Origin of the sequence: Methylosinus sp. LW4 (assembly GCF_000379125.1) — a bacterium.
Taxonomy (GTDB): Bacteria; Pseudomonadota; Alphaproteobacteria; order Rhizobiales; family Beijerinckiaceae; genus Methylosinus.
This window is the reverse complement of sequence record NZ_KB900626.1, coordinates 1,375,779-1,391,057: the sequence shown is the minus strand read 5'-3', so window position 1 is coordinate 1,391,057 and position 15,279 is coordinate 1,375,779. Positions and strand designations below refer to the sequence as shown.

17 protein-coding genes are annotated in these 15,279 nt (G+C 66.8%); 10 read left to right on the top strand and 7 right to left on the bottom strand.

Annotated elements, in window-relative coordinates:
* Window positions 1-7: 7 nt before the first annotated feature.
* Window positions 8-1,228: an NADH-quinone oxidoreductase subunit D gene (locus tag METLW4_RS0107015; protein ID WP_026191323.1), complete on the bottom strand. Its 1,221-nt coding sequence runs from the start codon at window positions 1,226-1,228 to the stop codon at window positions 8-10.
* A gap of 77 nt (window positions 1,229-1,305) precedes the next feature.
* Between METLW4_RS0107015 and METLW4_RS26990 the strand changes: the two genes are divergently transcribed.
* The 9 genes from METLW4_RS26990 to METLW4_RS0106970 all read left to right on the top strand — a co-directional run bounded on the left by METLW4_RS26990 (window position 1,306) and on the right by METLW4_RS0106970 (window position 9,488).
* Window positions 1,306-1,482 (top strand): DUF1328 domain-containing protein, encoded by a 177-nt coding sequence (locus METLW4_RS26990; RefSeq protein ID WP_018265491.1) that lies wholly within the window; start codon window positions 1,306-1,308, stop codon window positions 1,480-1,482.
* A 137-nt stretch (window positions 1,483-1,619) separates the two neighbouring features.
* Window positions 1,620-2,519, top strand: a complete 900-nt coding sequence (locus METLW4_RS0107005) for a YihY/virulence factor BrkB family protein (RefSeq protein WP_018265490.1) — start codon at window positions 1,620-1,622, stop codon at window positions 2,517-2,519.
* 28 nt (window positions 2,520-2,547) lie between these two features.
* Entirely contained in the window at window positions 2,548-3,450 is a 903-nt protein-coding gene (ku, locus tag METLW4_RS0107000) for a non-homologous end joining protein Ku (RefSeq protein ID WP_043331751.1), read from the top strand.
* A 19-nt stretch (window positions 3,451-3,469) separates the two neighbouring features.
* On the top strand, window positions 3,470-5,221 hold the full coding sequence (gene ligD / locus METLW4_RS0106995) for a non-homologous end-joining DNA ligase (protein ID WP_018265488.1): 1,752 nt from the start codon (window positions 3,470-3,472) through the stop codon (window positions 5,219-5,221).
* Window positions 5,218-6,108, top strand: coding sequence for a non-homologous end-joining DNA ligase (gene ligD / locus METLW4_RS28525; protein ID WP_018265487.1), 891 nt, complete (start codon window positions 5,218-5,220; stop codon window positions 6,106-6,108). The genes ligD (METLW4_RS0106995) and ligD (METLW4_RS28525) overlap by 4 nt, the downstream gene beginning before the upstream one ends.
* A gap of 33 nt (window positions 6,109-6,141) precedes the next feature.
* On the top strand, window positions 6,142-7,407 hold the full coding sequence (locus METLW4_RS0106985) for an MgtC/SapB family protein (protein ID WP_018265486.1): 1,266 nt from the start codon (window positions 6,142-6,144) through the stop codon (window positions 7,405-7,407).
* 54 nt (window positions 7,408-7,461) lie between these two features.
* Window positions 7,462-7,905 (top strand): CBS domain-containing protein, encoded by a 444-nt coding sequence (locus tag METLW4_RS0106980; protein ID WP_018265485.1) that lies wholly within the window; start codon window positions 7,462-7,464, stop codon window positions 7,903-7,905.
* On the top strand, window positions 7,881-8,192 hold the full coding sequence (locus METLW4_RS0106975) for a DUF3175 domain-containing protein (protein WP_018265484.1): 312 nt from the start codon (window positions 7,881-7,883) through the stop codon (window positions 8,190-8,192). Before METLW4_RS0106980 ends, METLW4_RS0106975 begins: the two co-directional genes overlap by 25 nt.
* A 141-nt stretch (window positions 8,193-8,333) precedes the next feature.
* The gene (locus tag METLW4_RS0106970; RefSeq protein WP_018265483.1) at window positions 8,334-9,488 is read left to right on the top strand and encodes an acyltransferase family protein; all 1,155 of its coding nucleotides are present in this window, start codon (window positions 8,334-8,336) and stop codon (window positions 9,486-9,488) included.
* A 6-nt stretch (window positions 9,489-9,494) separates the two neighbouring features.
* On the opposite strand, the gene METLW4_RS0106965 is transcribed toward METLW4_RS0106970, so the two are convergent.
* The 5 genes from METLW4_RS0106965 to rpmG all read right to left on the bottom strand — a co-directional run bounded on the left by METLW4_RS0106965 (window position 9,495) and on the right by rpmG (window position 12,905).
* Window positions 9,495-9,929 (bottom strand): HIT family protein, encoded by a 435-nt coding sequence (locus METLW4_RS0106965; RefSeq protein ID WP_018265482.1) that lies wholly within the window; start codon window positions 9,927-9,929, stop codon window positions 9,495-9,497.
* Window positions 9,930-10,044: 115 nt separating this feature from the next.
* Complete coding sequence (locus METLW4_RS0106960; RefSeq protein ID WP_018265481.1) at window positions 10,045-10,914, bottom strand: prephenate dehydratase; 870 nt, start codon at window positions 10,912-10,914, stop codon at window positions 10,045-10,047.
* Window positions 10,911-11,657, bottom strand: a complete 747-nt coding sequence (locus METLW4_RS0106955; protein ID WP_018265480.1) for a 3-deoxy-manno-octulosonate cytidylyltransferase — start codon at window positions 11,655-11,657, stop codon at window positions 10,911-10,913. Before METLW4_RS0106955 ends, METLW4_RS0106960 begins: the two co-directional genes overlap by 4 nt.
* The gene (locus METLW4_RS0106950; RefSeq protein WP_026191320.1) at window positions 11,654-12,061 is read right to left on the bottom strand and encodes a hypothetical protein; all 408 of its coding nucleotides are present in this window, start codon (window positions 12,059-12,061) and stop codon (window positions 11,654-11,656) included. The genes METLW4_RS0106955 and METLW4_RS0106950 overlap by 4 nt, the downstream gene beginning before the upstream one ends.
* Window positions 12,062-12,737: 676 nt before the next feature.
* On the bottom strand, window positions 12,738-12,905 hold the full coding sequence (rpmG, locus tag METLW4_RS0106945) for a 50S ribosomal protein L33 (protein ID WP_003612885.1): 168 nt from the start codon (window positions 12,903-12,905) through the stop codon (window positions 12,738-12,740).
* A 197-nt stretch (window positions 12,906-13,102) separates the two neighbouring features.
* Here rpmG and METLW4_RS0106940 point away from each other — a divergent pair, with 197 nt between their 5' ends.
* Window positions 13,103-13,426 carry a hypothetical protein gene (locus METLW4_RS0106940; RefSeq protein ID WP_157234954.1) on the top strand — a complete coding sequence of 108 codons (324 nt, stop codon included), beginning with the start codon at window positions 13,103-13,105 and terminating at the stop codon, window positions 13,424-13,426.
* Here the strand turns inward: METLW4_RS0106940 and METLW4_RS0106935 are convergent, their stop codons facing one another.
* Window positions 13,427-15,265: a nitrilase-related carbon-nitrogen hydrolase gene (locus METLW4_RS0106935; RefSeq protein WP_157234952.1), complete on the bottom strand. Its 1,839-nt coding sequence runs from the start codon at window positions 15,263-15,265 to the stop codon at window positions 13,427-13,429. It abuts the gene before it with no gap.
* Window positions 15,266-15,279: the final 14 nt, after the last annotated feature.

Genomic DNA, 15,279 nt, shown 5'->3' with positions numbered 1-15,279 from the left:
CTCCTTGTCAGCGGTCGATTTCCCCGAAGACAATGTCCAGCGAGCCGACGATGGCGGCGACATCGGCCAGCATATGGCCGGTCGAGAGCCGGTCGGTCGCCGCGAGATGGGCGAAGGAGGGCGGGCGCAGCTTGCAGCGATAGGGCTTGTTGAGCCCATGGGAGACGAGATAGACGCCGAACTCGCCTTTGGGCGCCTCCACCGCCGCATAGACCTCGCCGGCGGGCACGTGGATTCCCTCGCTGTAGAGCTTGAACTGCTCGATCGTCGCCTCCATCGAGCGTTTCATCGCCTCGCGCCGCGGCGGCGTGATCTTGCCGTCGAGGACGGCGACGGCGCCCTGTCCGTCCGCGGCGCGCAGCTTCTGGACGCATTGCCGCATGATGCGGATCGATTGGCGCATCTCCTCCATGCGCACGCAATAGCGATCGTAGCAATCGCCATGGCGTCCGACCGGAATGTCGAAATCCATCTCCTCGTAGCATTCATAGGGCTGCGCCTTGCGCAAATCCCATGGCGCGCCACAAGCGCGCAGGAATACGCCGGAAAAGCCGAGGCCCCAGGCCTGCTCGAGCGTCACGGCGCCGATATCGACATTGCGCTCCTTGAAGATGCGATTGTCGGTGAGCAATCCTTCGAGATCGTCGCAGGTCGCGAGAAAGGGATCGCAAAAGGCCTCTATGTCGTCGATCAGCGCCGCCGGCAAATCCTGATGCACGCCGCCGAAGCGGAAATAATTGGCGTGCATGCGCGCGCCGGACGCGCGCTCGTAGAAGACCATCAGCTTCTCGCGCTCCTCGAAGCCCCAGAGATTGGGCGTCAGCGCGCCGCAATCGGAGGCCCAGCTGGTGATGTTGAGGAGATGCGAGAGCAGCCGTCCGATCTCGCAATAGAGCACGCGGATGAGCTGCGCACGCCGCGGAGGGACGAGGCCGAGCAGGCGCTCGGCGGCGAGGCAGAAGGCGTGCTCCTGATTGATCGGCGCGACATAATCGAGGCGGTCGAAATAGGGCAGCGCCTGCAGATAGGTCTTGTCCTCGATCAGCTTCTCGGTGCCGCGATGCAGAAAGCCGATATGCGGATCGGCGTGGACGACGACCTCGCCGTCGAGCTCCAGCACCAGCCGCAGCACGCCATGCGCGGCCGGATGCACGGGGCCGAAATTCAGGGTGAAGCTGCGCTCCTCACCGGGCCGGGGGCGGGGCTGCGTTCTCTGTCCGAGACTCATCTGCGCCTCCTTTCGGCGGGAAACCGGATCGGCGCGGCAGCGTTATCACCCATCATCCTCGGTTTCGGGAGAAAGAGATGAGCGATCTTCTGCGTTGGGCCGTCGTCTTTCTGGTGGTCGCGCTGATCGCGGCCTTCTTCGGCTTCGGCGGCGTCGCCGGCACGGCGATCGACGCCGCGCGCATATTGTTCTGGGTGGCGATCGTGCTCTTCATCGTCGCCCTCGTCGGCGGCGTGCTGCGGCGCGGCGTCTGAGCGAGCTGGCGGCGGCGGCGGCGCGGGAGCGTCGCCGCCGCTTCCCATCGTCAACGTGCCGCGGCGGCGAAAGTTGCCGCCTCGCGGACCGCGCGGCGCTATATTCCCTCGCGCGGTCAGCGCGGGGAGCCGGCGCCTTGGACGATGTCGAGAAAGCCGTTTTCCAGCGCGCCCTCGGGCCGCTCGCCCCTTGGGCGGCGCGCCTGCCCGCGCTGCTGCGCGTTCCGCTCGACGCCTTCCTGCATTTCGTCGAGCGCGACGGCTTCGCCATTGCGAGTCATATCGCGCTCTCGACCTTGATGTCGCTGTTTCCCTTCCTCATCGTGGTGACGGCCTTCGCCGGCCTCATGGGCTCCAAGAGCCTCGCCGACGAGGCGGGGCGGCTGCTGCTCGACGCCTGGCCGCAGGAGGTCGCGGCGCCGATCGCGCGAGAGATCAAGCGCGTCGCGACGGAGCCGCAGGGCGGCAATCTCACCTTCGGCGCGCTCTTCGCCGTCTATTTCGCCTCCAGCGGCCTGGAGAGCCTGCGCATCGGGCTCAACCGCGCCTATGAGGCGCTGGAGACGCGCAGCTGGTGGCTGCTGCGGCTCGAATCGATCGTCTATGTTGTCGGCAGCGCGGCGGCTCTGCTGGCGCTTTCCGTTCTCGTCGTGCTCGGACCGCTCATCACCGACGCCGCAGCGCGCTATCTCGATTGGTTCGCGCCCTTCGAGCAGATGGTCACTCTGGCGCGCTATGGCGTCGCGACGCTCATTCTGGCGCTCACGCTTTTCGCGATTCACGCCTGGCTGCCGGCGGGGCGTCGGCGCTTTGCGGACATGCTTCCCGGCGTGCTGGCGACGCTGCTGCTGTGGCTCGTCGCAGGCGCTGCTTTCGGCCGCTATCTCGCGGCCTTCTCGGAGCGCTATGCGCTGACCTACGCTGGCCTCGCCTCGGCGATGATCGCGCTCGTCTTCCTCTATTTCTCGGGAGTCATCTTCATCTATGGCGGCGAGCTCAACGCCGCCATCGTCCGCGCGCGCCGTGGCGCTAGATGAGAGCGCGAACAGCAAAGGGTCCGACCTCATGGCTCCACGCGCGCGCGCTTATTGGCAAGGCTATCTGCGGCTTTCGCTCGTCTCCATCGGCGTCGAGCTCTATGCGGCGACATCGAGCGCCCAGGCGACGACGCTGCATCAGATCCATAAGCCATCGGGCAAGCGCGTGCGCTACGAGAAGGTCGTGCCCGGCGTCGGCCCAATTGACTCGGCCGATATCGTCAAAGGCTTCGAGATCGGCGACGATTCTTATGTCGTGCTGGAGCCGGACGAGTTGGACGAGATCAAGCTCGACAGCGGCAAGGCCATCGAGCTGGTGCAATTCGTCGGGCGCGAGGAGATCGATCCGCGTTACTTCGATCGGCCCTATTATCTCGCGCCGGAAGGCGACGTCTCGACCGAAGGCTATGCGGTGATCCGCGAGGCGCTGCGCCGCGCCGGCAAGATCGGCATCGGCCGGCTCACCATGCGCGGGCGCGAGAGCATCGTCGCGGTGACGCCGCTCGGCAAGGGCCTGCTCGTCGAGACCTTGCGCTACGCCAATGAGCTGCGCGCCTACGAGCCTTATTTCGCCGAGATCGGCGAAGGCGAGAGCGACGCCGAGATGGTGGCGTTGGCGTCCGAGCTGATCGAGCGCAAGAGCGCGCCTTTCGACCCGAAAGCGTTCAAGGATTCCTACGCCGAGGCGCTGCGCGATCTCGTCGAGCGCAAGCGCGAGGGACAGGCGATCGTCACCACGGGCGAGGAGGAGCGTCGCGGTCCCGGCAAGGTGATCGATCTCATCGAGGCGTTGAAGCGCAGCGTCGGCGAGAGCGCGGCGCGGCCGGCGCAAAAGGCCCGCGCCGCCGAGCCGGCGAAGAAAGCGAGCCGCGCAAAGCCGGCGGCGGCCAAGACCGCAGCGAAGACGGGAGCGGTCAAGAAGCGCGCGTGAGCGCGAAAGGAGCGCAAATTTGGGTCGATCGGCGCGCTCATCATCGGCTCATCCCGCTTCTCCCCGCGCGCGGCCGCTCGCGGCGAAGGACGAAAGCCTAGCCGCCTATCGCGCCAAGCGGGATTTTCGTCGCACCGCCGAGCCGCGCGGCGCCGCGCGGGCGCAAGGGCAGGGCGCCTATGTCGTGCAGAAGCATCGCGCGCGTCGTCTGCATTTCGATCTGCGCCTCGAGCTGGACGGCGTGCTGAAGAGCTGGGCGGTCACGCGCGGCCCTAGCCTCGACCCGAACGAGAAGCGTCTCGCCGTGCGCACGGAGGATCATCCGCTCGATTATGGGAGCTTCGAGGGAACCATCCCCAAAGGCCAATATGGCGGCGGCGAGGTGATGCTGTGGGATCGCGGACGCTGGACGCCGAAGGGCGATCCGCATCGCGGCCTCGACGACGGACAGCTCGAGTTCACGCTGGAAGGCGAGCGGCTGAAAGGCGGCTTCGCACTGGTGCGCATGCCGCGCCGCACGAAAGAGCCCAAAGAAAATTGGCTGCTCGTCAAAATGAAGGATGGTCAGGCCGACGCCGATCTCGATCCGGCGCGCGAATGGACGCGCAGCGTCACGACGGGCCGCAGCTTCGCCGAGATCGCCGATGGAGAGACCCACGCGCCGCGCTTGCCGAAATTCCGTCCGCCGCAGCTCGCGACGCAGGCCGCCGAGCCGCCCGCCGGCGAGGACTGGCTGCACGAGATCAAATTCGACGGCTATCGCGCGCTCGTCGCGACGGCGGGCGGCAAGTGCCGCGTCTACACGCGCTCCGGCCTCGATTGGACCGCGAAATTCCCCGGCATAGCGGAAGCCGCCGCGCAATTGCCGATGAGAAGCGCGCTCATCGATGGCGAGATCGTCGCGCTGGAGGAGAATGGCCGCAGCGATTTCGGCCTGCTGCAGAAGACGCTGGAGGCGCGTCCGCGCGCGCTCGTCTTCTACGCCTTCGATCTGCTGGAGCTCGATGGCGAGAATGTTTCCAATGCGCCGTTGCTCGAGCGCAAGAATCGTCTCGCCGCGCTGCTCGCCGAGCCGCCGGCGGCGATACGCTACAGCGGCCATGTGATCGGCGCCGGCGCGCGCTTTCTCGCCGAATGCCGACGCATGGGGCTCGAGGGCGTCGTCTCCAAGCGCGTCGATCGCCCCTATCTCTCGCGGCGCACGCGCGCTTGGATAAAGGTCAAATGCCTCGGCCGCGACGAGTTCGTCGTCGGTGGCTATCGTCCTTCGACGAAGAAGGGCCGGGACTTCGCCTCTCTGCTGCTCGGCGAATTCGTCGATGGAGAATTTCGCTATCGCGGCCGCGTCGGCGCCGGCTTTGCCGATCGCGATCTCGCGCAGATCGGCGTCGCTCTGCGGGCGCATGCGCGCAAGACCTCGCCTTTCGCCGCCGTGCCGGCGGAGATCGCGCGTCATGCGCGCTATGTGGCGCCGCGGCTCGTCGTCGAGATCGATTACACGGAACGCACCAAGGAGGGGCTGCTGCGCCATCCGACATTCATCGGCCTGCGCGAGGACAAGCCGGCGAGTGAGGTGAGTTCTCCAATGCCCTGCAATCCTCGCCCTCATGCTGAGGAGGTCGCGAAGCGACCGTCTCGAAGCACGAGGGCGAGATCCAGCAGCCAGCGCATGACGGCTCCCCCGTCCTTCGAGACGCGGCCTGCGGCCGCTCCTCAGGACGAGGGAGCCTTTACCACAATGCCTCGCGAGCAAAAGCGAGGCCGGCGATGATCCGCCTCACCAACCCGGACAAGCCGCTCTATCCGGCGGCGCTGCATGTCACCAAGCAGAGGCTGGTCGACTATTGGCGCCGCGTCGCGCCTTTCGCTCTGCCGCATATCGCCGGGCGGCCGCTGTCGCTGCTGCGCTGTCCAAATGGCGCCGCGCATGGCTGCTTCTTCCAGCGTCATCATCGACGCGGCCTGCCCAAGGGCCTCATGGCTGCGCCCATCGTCGGGAGCGACGGCGAACGGGAAGAGTTTCTCTTCCTCGACGATCTCTCTGGCCTGGAAGGCGCGGCGCAGATGGATGCGCTGGAGCTGCATATCTGGGGCGTGCGCTTCGATGCGCTGGAGCGTCCCGATCGTCTCGTCTTCGATCTCGATCCCGATCCGTCCGTGTCCTTCGAGGAGGTGAAGAGCGCCGCGCGCGATTTCCGCGCGCTGCTGGAGGCGGCGGGGCTCGCGAGCTTCGCGCTGCTAACCGGCGGCAAGGGGCTGCATGTCGTCGCGCCGCTGGATGACGCGCTCGACTGGCCGACCTTCACGGCCTTCGCCAGAGGCGTCGCCAGCCGTCTCGCCGCGGATGATCCGGCGCGCTTCACCGCAATGGCGACCAAGGCGCGGCGCCATGGCCGCATCTACATCGATTATCGACGCAATGATCGTGGCGCGAGCGCGGTGGCGCCTTTCTCGCCGCGCGCGCGGGAGACGCCTTCCGTGGCGACGCCCGTCTCCTGGGACGAGCTCGGCCGCATAGAGCGCGCCGACTTCTATTGCCTCGACAAGGTGGAGCGCCGCCTCGCCGCGCTGCGCGCCGATCCTTGGGCCGGCTATTTCGATCTGCGACAAGGCGTCTCGTCGGCGGCGCTGCGCATGTTCGCCGGCGCGCGAGTATAATTGTGAAGTTCCGCTATTCGGGAAGGCCGGCGCATGGAGACGACCGAATTGTTCCGCCGCCTGACGGTGGCGCTGGCGATCGGGCTTTTGATCGTCCTCGAGCGCGGCTGGCAGGCGCGCGAGGACGAGGAGGGCGAGCGCGCCGCGGGCTTTCGCACCCATGCGCTGGCCGCGCTGCTCGGCGCTGTCTGGGGCGCGATCTGCAATCAGACCGGCATTGGCGGCGCCGTCTCGCTCGGGCTCGCCTTCATGGCTTTCGCCGGCGCGATCGTCCTGTTTCGCTATCGCGAGATCGTCCATGACGAGACCTTCGGCGCGACCACGGTCGTCGCGGCGATGCTGGCCTTCGCGCTCGGCGCTTTCGCCGTCGTCGGCGATGTCGAGGCCGCGGCCGCGGCGGGCGTCGTCACGGCGGGGCTGCTGGCGCTGAAATCGGCGAGCCATGGCTGGCTGCGGCGCCTCAGCTGGGTGGAGCTGCGCTCCGGCCTGACGCTCGCCGCCATGACGGTCATTCTGCTGCCGCTGCTGCCGGACCGTGTCGTCGATCCGTGGAAGACGGTCAATCCGCATGAGATCTGGCTGCTGACCGTGCTGATCGCGGTCATCAACTTCCTCGGCTATGTGGCGATGAAGGCGGCCGGCGGCGCCGGCGGCGTGGCGCTGACGGGGATAGCCGGGGGCCTCGTCTCCTCCACCGCGACGACGATGACATTGGCGCGCCTCTCGCGCGAGCAGCGGGATGCGGCGCCGCTCTTCGCCGCCGGCGCTCTTTTCGCCAACGCCACAATGGCGCTGCGCGTGCTGGCCGTCGTCGCGCTGATCGACATCGAGCTCCTCGGCGTTCTCGCGCCGCCTTTCGCAGCCGGCGGAGCCGTCATGCTCGCCTTCGCGCTCTTCTTCATGCGCCGCGCCGTCGCCTCTTTGACCGATGTGAGCCATGCGTCGCAGAACCCTCTCGATCTCGGCGCGGTGCTCCAATTCGGCGCGCTGCTCACCGTCGTCGCGATACTGGCGCGTCTCGCCACGCGAATGGCGGGCGGGGCCGGCGCGCTGGCTATCGCGGCGATCTCCGGCGTCGTCGATGTCGACGCCATAACATTGTCCGTCGCGCGGCTCGATCGCGCGACGCTCGCGCTCGATATCGCTGCGGCGTCGATCGGCCTCGCCGTCGCCATCAACACGCTCTCCAAGGCGGCGCTGACATGGTGGATCGGCGGCGCCGGCCTCGGCTTTCGCGTCATGGCCGCTTCCGCGCTCGCGCTCGCCTGCGGCCTCGCGGTCGCGCTGCTCGCGCGCTGAGCGCGGAACCTTCGCCGGCCCCGCAAGTTTCCAGGGAAAACACGGAGTCGAATGATGAAGATCAAGGACATCATGACGCGCGAGGTCTGTCTCGTCGAGCCCGATCAGACGATCCGCGACGCGGCCAAGCGAATGGCCGATCTCGACATCGGCCTGTTGCCGGTCGGCGAGAACGATCGTCTCGTCGGCATGATCAGCGATCGCGACATCGCCTTGCGCGCCATCGCGGCCGGCAAGAGCGCGGAGACGAAGATACGCGACGTCATGACCAGAGACGTTCGCTATTGCTATGAGGATCACGACGTCGAGGATGTCGCGCAGAACATGGCGGAGCAGCAGCTGCGTCGGCTGCCCGTGCTCGATCGCGGCAAGCGCCTCGTCGGCATCGTCTCGCTCGCCGATCTCGCAATGGATCGCGACGCCGGCCTCAGCGGCGCGACATTGCGCGGCGTCTCCCAGCCCGGCGGCCACCATTGCCAGAGCGCGCGCGCCGCCTGAGCGGCGAGAAAAGCAAGCCCGCCTATTGGTCGGCCGAGGTCGGGCGCAAGAGCAATGCGCTGGACCTCGAGCCCGACGTCTTCACGCAGGACGACCCTCGCGTCATAGCGCGCTCGCTGAAGCGCTCGGCGGAAAAGAGCGCGCGCCGCAAGAGCGCGCCCTTCCGCTCCGCAATGTCCATGCTGACCTTCTACATCAATCGCGCCGGCCGCGGCCTGCCGGCGGAGCGCCGCCGCATATTGGAAAAGGCCAAGACAGAGCTGCGCCGGCTCTTCGGCCGCGTCTGAAGCGTCGCCGCATTATCGCCACGCCCGCGCTGTTAAACACATTGCAGAAAAACTTCATACACGAAACGGCAAAGCTATTGCTGGCCCGCGCAGCCGCCTCTAGCCTCCTGGATCGAGCGCAACAGCGTTGGAATTGAATCCATGACGGATATTCTCCAGGACGCCGGCGACATTCTCGCTTATCGCTCCTCGTCGCAATCTCGCGCGCAATCGACGCGTCTGCGCCTGCGGGAGCTCGATGGCTTGCGCGGCTGGGCGGCTTTCTCCGTTCTGCTGTTCCATTCCATCTGGCAGACCTTCGGCGAGAATTTTCCGATGTTGCGCAATGGCTGGACGGCGGGGCTCATCGACGGCCCGCTCGACGTCAGCGTCTTCTTCGTCGTCTCAGGCGCTGCGCTCAGCGCGCCCTTTTTCTCGGGCGGCGGCGGCGACTATATTCTCTCGGCGGCGCTGCGCCGCTACATCCGCCTGACGACGCCGATCGTCGCGACCGTGCTCCTGCTCATCGCCGCGGAGCGCTGCGGTTTCGTGCGGCTCGGCGAGGCCGCGCAATTCGCGCCGGGCCTCACCGCCATCGCCGGCGAGACCGGGCTGAGCTTCGCGCAGGCGTTGAAATGGTCGCTCGGCAATGTCTACACCAAGCCATCCGAATGGGGGCCGGTGCTGCCCTTTCTCTGGACCATGCCTTGGGAGATGGTCGGCTCGCTGGCGCTGTTCGTGCTGCTCGCCTGCTATCCATCCATGAAGCGGCCGGAGCGCTCGATCGCCATCGGCGCGTCATTCCTGATGCTGCTGTTTCCCTATCTCGCGGCGTTTCTCTTCGGCGCGCTGATCGGCAAGGCGAAGCTCACCGGCGCGCTCGCCGCGCCGGCGCCGGGGCGGCTCGCGCTTCTCGATTCGCCGTCGGCGAAGCTAATCGCGGCCGCGGCGCTCTATGCGCTCGCCTGCTGGACGATGATGGCCGGCGCCGTGTCCCATGTCCACGTCATCCTCGCCGTGGCGATCGTCGCTCTGGCGCTGCGCTGGCGCGGTCCGTCGCGCTTCCTCGCCGAAAGCGTCGTCTCGCGCTTTCTCGCGAAAATCTCTTTTTCGCTCTATCTCGTCCATTATGTGGTGATCGTAACGGCGACTTCCGCGGCGATCACGCTTATCGGCGATAGGCTCTCGCTGCCGCTCGCTCTGGCGATCTCGGCGGCGACGATCCTGCTCTCGATCGTCGCGGCCATGCTCTTCGCGCCGATCGAGCGTTTCGCCCATGCGGCGAGCCGGCGCTTCGCCGCGCTGGTTCTGGGGTGATGCGGCTCAGGCCGGAAACGGGCCGAGCGCGGCTCTGATCTTCTCCGCCTGCGCCTTCAGCTTCTCGCCATCGGCCATGGTTCCCGGCGGGCGCAGCGCGACGCCCTCGAAGCGCGGCAGAATATGGAAATGCAGGTGGAAGATCACCTGTCCGCCGGCGCTCTCGTTGAACTGCTGCAAGGTGAGGCCATCGGCGCCGAAGGCGTCCTTGGCCGCCTTGGCGACATGCTGAACGCGCGGAATGAGCGCCGCGAGCGCCGCAGGATCGATGTCCAGCAGATTGCGCGCCGGAACCTTGGGGATCACCAGCACATGGCCCTCGGCGCGCGGCATGATGTCCATGATCGCGAGCGCCACATCGTCCTCATAGACCTTATGCGCCGGGATTTCTCCGCGCAGGATTTTGGCGAACACATTGTCATTGTCATAGGCTGCGGCCATAGGGCTTCTCCCGTCTGAAAATGTCCTGCTGTCCTACGGCTTCCAGGATGATCGAGCCGTGCGGCTTCTCCCTCTCCACGCTCGCGGGGAGAGGGCCGGACGAAATCGCGCGCCGCTAATCGCCATACTCGAAAGGACGCTTGTTCTCGAGGCGGAACCGATGCGCCGGATAGACGCCGATGATCTCCAGCTCCTTGGAGAAGAAGCGCAGCTCGTCGAGCGCACGGGCGAGCGGCGGCTCCTCGGGATGGCCGTCGACATCGGCGAGGAAGCGCGTCGCCGCGAACTCGCCGTCGACCATATAGCTCTCGAGCTTGGTCATGTTCACGCCATTGGTGGCGAATCCGCCGAGCGCCTTGTAGAGCGCCGCCGGAACATTGCGCACGCGGAAGACGAAGCTGGTCATCGTCGGGCCATTGCCCGGCGCCGCCCATTTCGCGGTCTTGGACAGAATGACGAAGCGCGTCGTGTTATGCGCGGCGTCCTCGACATTCTCGGCGAGAATGTCGAGACCATATATGTCGGCGGCGAGGCGCGGCGCGAGAGCGGCTTTGCTCTTGTCCTTCCACTCGGCGACTTCCCGCGCGGCGCCGGCGGTGTCGCCCGCCGTATGGGCGGTGAGGCCGAGCTCGCGAATGATCCTGCGGCACTGGCCGAGCGCATGCACATGGCTGTAGACGCCGCGCAACGTCTCGCGCGTCGCGCCGCGCGGCGCCATCAGCTGAAAATGGATCGGCAGAAAATATTCGCCGATGATGTAGAGCCCGGCGTTGGGCAGGAAATGATGGATATCCGCCACGCGGCCGGCGATCGAATTCTCGATCGGGATCATGCCCAGCGCCGCGACGCCTTCGGTCACTGCCGCGAAAGCGTCCTCGAAGCTGGCGCAGGGCAGGGGCTCGCAGTCGGGATAGGCGTCCCCGCAGGCGATGTCCGAATTGGCGCCGGGCTCGCCCTGATAGGCGATTTTCGGCCGCTCGCTCATCGACGGCTCCGTTCGTCTTTGTCCTGCGCCGCGCGCAGTCGTTGCAGATCGGCGCTGGTATCCACCCCGCGGGCGGCTTTGTCCAGAATCATGGCGTCGATGCGCATGCCGGCCTCGAGCGCCCTCAGCTGCTCCAGCCGCTCGCGCAGCTCGAGCGGGGAGGGCGGCAAAGCGACGAAGCGCGCCAGCGCCGCCCGGCGAAAAGCGTAGACGCCGATATGATGATAGTCCGGCCCCTCGCCATGCGGGGTCGGGGCGCGGGTGAAATAGAGCGCGCGCATCCGCCGCGGCGCGATCTCGGCGCCGATCAGCTTGACGACATTGGGGTCGTCGCGCTCGCCAGCCGCGGCCGGAGCCGCGAGCGTCGCGATATCGACCGAAGGGTCCGCCAGCGGCGTCAGCGCGGCCGTCAGCGCGTCTGGATCGATGTCCGGCTGGTCGCCCTGCAAATTGACGATGACGTCATGCGCGCCTTCGGGATCGAGCGTCGGGAGCGCCTCGCCTATGCGGTCGCTGCCGCAGGCGTGGTCGCCGCGCGTCAGGGCCACGCGCCCGCCGGCCGCCGAGACGACGCGAGCGATCTCGTCCGAATCCGTCGCCACCGCGACCGGGCCGATGGCGGCGGCGAGCGCCTTCTCCAGCACATGCAGGATCATCGGCCGGCCGGCGATGGGCGCCAGCGCCTTGCCTGGAAGGCGCGAGGAGCCCATCCGGGCGGGAATCACGATGAGCGGGCGGCTCAATAAGCGTTCTGGTCTTCGCCGACCCAGCCCTTGTCGGATCGCACGAAATGGAGCGTGCCCTCGGCCTTCAGCACCTCGCCCTTCTGGAAGCTCTGGCTCGCCGCCAGGCCGAGATAGGCGCAGCGTCCGCGCTCGCGCTCGTTCGAGCAATCGGCCTCATAGGCCTCCGGGAACTGCACCTCGGCCTCATAGAGGAATTCATAAGCCTCGGCGCTCGGCGTCTTCAACGCGCGGCCGTCGATTTTCTTGAAGGAGATCAGCTTGCCGTTGACGCCCTGCTTGGAGAGCAGATTGCGCAGCACCTTGGCGCCGACGGCGTCATTGGGCTCGCGGCCGCCGCTGCAGGCGGCCAGCGCCAGCGCCGCCGCGCCGGCGAGCGCCAATCCGAGACCTCGAAACTTCATCGATTTTCCTCCCGCGCCGCTGACGACGCTTCTGCTTGGCGGCGGATGGCGCATCCATTCCGACGGCCCCCGGCCGGGTGGGTTTGCCACAAAGCTCGATCCCGAGCAAAGGCGTCGTGGAAGGCGGCGCTGGCCAAGCGCGGGGCGGTGTCGGGACTATTCCGTAATAGGCTGTTTTTATGGGTGTATTTTGAAACTTGTAGAAAATTTTGCCAGATGGTTGCATTTTTATGCAGCTGAGCTAACCTCAGCCATGCCAAAACGTGGTGCGCGTCAGGCAGCGTCGGGGGCAAAGAAGAAAAAGAACCCAAGGCGTGCTTTTGCGTTGGATGCGTATCGGCAGACAACTTCGAATACCCTGCGGAGTGCTCAGGTCCGCCGCATCTCCTGGGTCCGTGGGGTTGGCCGGCTGGCGTTGGTTGGAGTGGCCTCCTTAAAGCCAGCGCCAGTCGGCCGCCTTCGTTTCGGGGGAAACGAAGGCGGCCGCAGCCAGCAGGCGTGACGATCGAGGAATAATCTTCTCTCCGCCTGAAACGAAACGAGCCCGGAACGGAGAAATCCGTTTCCGGGCTCGTTTCGTTTCAGAAGCGTCCGAAAGTTTCGGGCGTCTTCGAGCTTCAAAGCCGCGGCGGCGGTCTCGCCCGGCGGCGGAAGAGGCGGGCTGGCCCGCCTCGCCTCACTTGATCTTGGTTTCCTTGAACTCGACATGCTTGCGCACGACGGGATCGTATTTCTTGAACACGAGCTTCTCGGTCTTGGTGCGGGCGTTCTTCTTCGTCACATAGAAGGTGCCCGTGTCGGCCGTCGAGAGAAGCTTGATCTTTATCATGGCGGATTTGGCCATTGCCGTCAGTCCTGAACTGGTGAGGGGACACTCTCGCTCCGGTCCCGATCCTCACGAACCCGGCGGCGAATTGGCCGGCACCATAAGGACGCGGGCGCCTTTGTCAAGGCGGGCGGCGGCGCGCGATCTCGCCAAATTCACTCGTTATGGGGCATTTCGGTTCATATTCGGCGATAAACTGGGCGTCGGAGACGCAAATGCCCGATATTTCGATTTCGACCGAAGCGCTGGACAAGCTCTTCCGAACCTTCGACGCGCTGGTCGGGGTCGGGCGCGCCGATTCCGGCGGCGCCATTCCCGCCCTTCTTTGGGCGAGTCGCTGCTATTCGACGACGGCCGCTGGCGACACCATCGAGCATGGCGCCGGATTCCATATGCATTGCGCCGAGTCGGATGATGATCGGATGGTGTTCGTCGAAACCGTGCAGGGGCGCGTCGGCGTCGGTCCGGCGCGCCTGTTCGGACAGGGCGTCCATCACATTTTCTTCATCGATGGGCGCTTCGGATGGCTTTCGGAATAATTACCGCCCCGGACAGTTGCCGCCCGTGCGCCAGCGTCTCAGGCAGGCGCTGTCCTGCCGCTGCGTGAGCGGGACGAACCATTGCGCCTGCTGGCCGGCGATCAGCTGGCTCTGATCGATCCAGGTGCCGACCGCCGGAATCTCCGTCTGATGGCGCACATCCGCAGCGCCCGGCGCGGCGGTGAGCGTCGGTGTGGAGACGACGGGCTCAGGCCCGTAGATTCCGGCCGCAGTGGCGTCGCCGGCGCGGCGGCCGCCGCTCACCAGCCACAGCTGATTCTGCTTGGCGGCGGCATAGGGGAAGAAATCCGCGCGGCCGGTCGGCGGATCGGCGACGCCGAACAGCGCCGAATCGATTTCGACCTTCAGCGGCGAGGGCGCGCCGGCCGGGGCGGCGAGAATGTCTGTACGCTGGACGGCGTAGAGCGCGCCCAGCTCCGGCGTCGCCAGATCCTCCGCCGTGGCGAGGCCGATGCGGCCGAGTGGCGTGTCGACGACGGCGATCTCGTCGCCCGGCGTCGCCCATCCGCTCGGCGCGGGATGCGTCGCGCGGTAGCGGCCGAGAATGGCGCCGTCCGGCCCGGCGAGCGCGACCGTATGAAAGACGCGCTCGCCGGCGCGCTCGGGATAGCTCCCCGCCACATAGGCTTTGCGCGCGCGGGCGAGGGCGCCGAGCGCGCGCTCGAATGGGCCGTCTCGCTCTTCGGCGCGGGATTTTATCTCCTCTGGCGACAGGCCGGAGGGGAGAGCGGACAGCTCGGGAAGAACCGTCAGCGCGCCTTTCGGCGGCTTCGTCCGCTCCATCAGCGACGGTCCCTCCGGCCATTGCGCCGCGATGAGCGTCGCCTTGCGCTGGGTCTTTGTGGCGTTGGCGTCGACGGGGCTGCGGTGCAGCGCCAGCCAGGGCGCATAGAGCTGCGGCCGGCGCAGGGCGAGCCGCTCGGCGCGGGGCGCATCGGCGTCGGTCGGCGCGATCTCGGCGCTATAGACGCCGTGAAGCCCGGGCGGCAGCTCCTCCGGCGGAACGACGGGCGCCTGAACGAGCTTATGGCCTTGCGGCGACCAAATGCTCGAGCCGCCATTGTAATAGAGCTGGCCGCCGGTGAGCGGATTGGTCTCGACGCCGCTGCGCGTCGCGCCGATGACGAAGACGCCATTCTGCGCGCTCATATATTGGACGTTGGAGACGGTCGAGTGATCGCCCTTGGATTGCGCGGCGGGCGTTCCCGGCATCACGCGATCGGAGACGGAATGCCAGGCGATGATCTGCGCGCCCCGCAGCGCCGCGAGCCGCGCATATTGCCAATAAGTGTCGTCATAGCAGATCAGCAGCGCGATGCGGCCGATCGGCGTGTCGAAGACCGGCACGCCCGTATCGCCGGGCGCGAAGACTTTCTGATCCTGCGGATTGAGCCCGTTCTTGCGATATTTGCCGATTACGCCCTGCGGCCCCAGCAGCACGGCGGCGTTATAGGCGAGGCCGGTCTCGGCGTCGCGCTCGGCGATGCCGACGCTCATATAGAGTCCCGTTCTCGCCAGCACGGGAAGCAGCGCTTTCGTCGTGTCGCCGGGGATGGTGTCGAGATAGGGCGCGATCTGCGAAGGATCGCTGAACAAATAGCCGCTGACCGCGGTCTCGGGGAACACCGCGAAGCCGACGCCCTGCCGCGCGATCTCCTCCGCCGCATCGGCGAGACGACGAATATTGGCGTCGAGCGAGCCCCAGGCGGGAATGAAATCCACCGCCGCGACTTTCACGGAACGCGCGGCCGTCTGCGCGTCGACGCCGCCCGCGCAGACGAGGGTCAAGAGAATAGCGACGAGAGCCTTCCACCTCATGCGCATCCCCGAAG

Bases quoted from the DNA above. Each gene is read 5' to 3' on its own strand.
- METLW4_RS0107015 (WP_026191323.1), bottom strand. From the start codon at position 1,228: ATGAGTCTCGGACAGAGAACGCAGCCCCGCCCCCGGCCCGGTGAGGAG.
- METLW4_RS26990 (WP_018265491.1), top strand. From the start codon at position 1,306: ATGAGCGATCTTCTGCGTTGGGCCGTCGTCTTTCTGGTGGTCGCGCTG.
- ku (WP_043331751.1), top strand. From the start codon at position 2,548: ATGGCTCCACGCGCGCGCGCTTATTGGCAAGGCTATCTGCGGCTTTCG.
- ligD (WP_018265487.1), top strand. From the start codon at position 5,218: ATGATCCGCCTCACCAACCCGGACAAGCCGCTCTATCCGGCGGCGCTG.
- METLW4_RS0106985 (WP_018265486.1), top strand. From the start codon at position 6,142: ATGGAGACGACCGAATTGTTCCGCCGCCTGACGGTGGCGCTGGCGATC.
- METLW4_RS0106980 (WP_018265485.1), top strand. From the start codon at position 7,462: ATGAAGATCAAGGACATCATGACGCGCGAGGTCTGTCTCGTCGAGCCC.
- METLW4_RS0106970 (WP_018265483.1), top strand. From the start codon at position 8,334: ATGACGGATATTCTCCAGGACGCCGGCGACATTCTCGCTTATCGCTCC.
- METLW4_RS0106965 (WP_018265482.1), bottom strand. From the start codon at position 9,929: ATGGCCGCAGCCTATGACAATGACAATGTGTTCGCCAAAATCCTGCGC.
- METLW4_RS0106960 (WP_018265481.1), bottom strand. From the start codon at position 10,914: ATGAGCGAGCGGCCGAAAATCGCCTATCAGGGCGAGCCCGGCGCCAAT.
- METLW4_RS0106950 (WP_026191320.1), bottom strand. From the start codon at position 12,061: ATGAAGTTTCGAGGTCTCGGATTGGCGCTCGCCGGCGCGGCGGCGCTG.
- rpmG (WP_003612885.1), bottom strand. From the start codon at position 12,905: ATGGCCAAATCCGCCATGATAAAGATCAAGCTTCTCTCGACGGCCGAC.
- METLW4_RS0106940 (WP_157234954.1), top strand. From the start codon at position 13,103: ATGCCCGATATTTCGATTTCGACCGAAGCGCTGGACAAGCTCTTCCGA.
- METLW4_RS0106935 (WP_157234952.1), bottom strand. From the start codon at position 15,265: ATGAGGTGGAAGGCTCTCGTCGCTATTCTCTTGACCCTCGTCTGCGCG.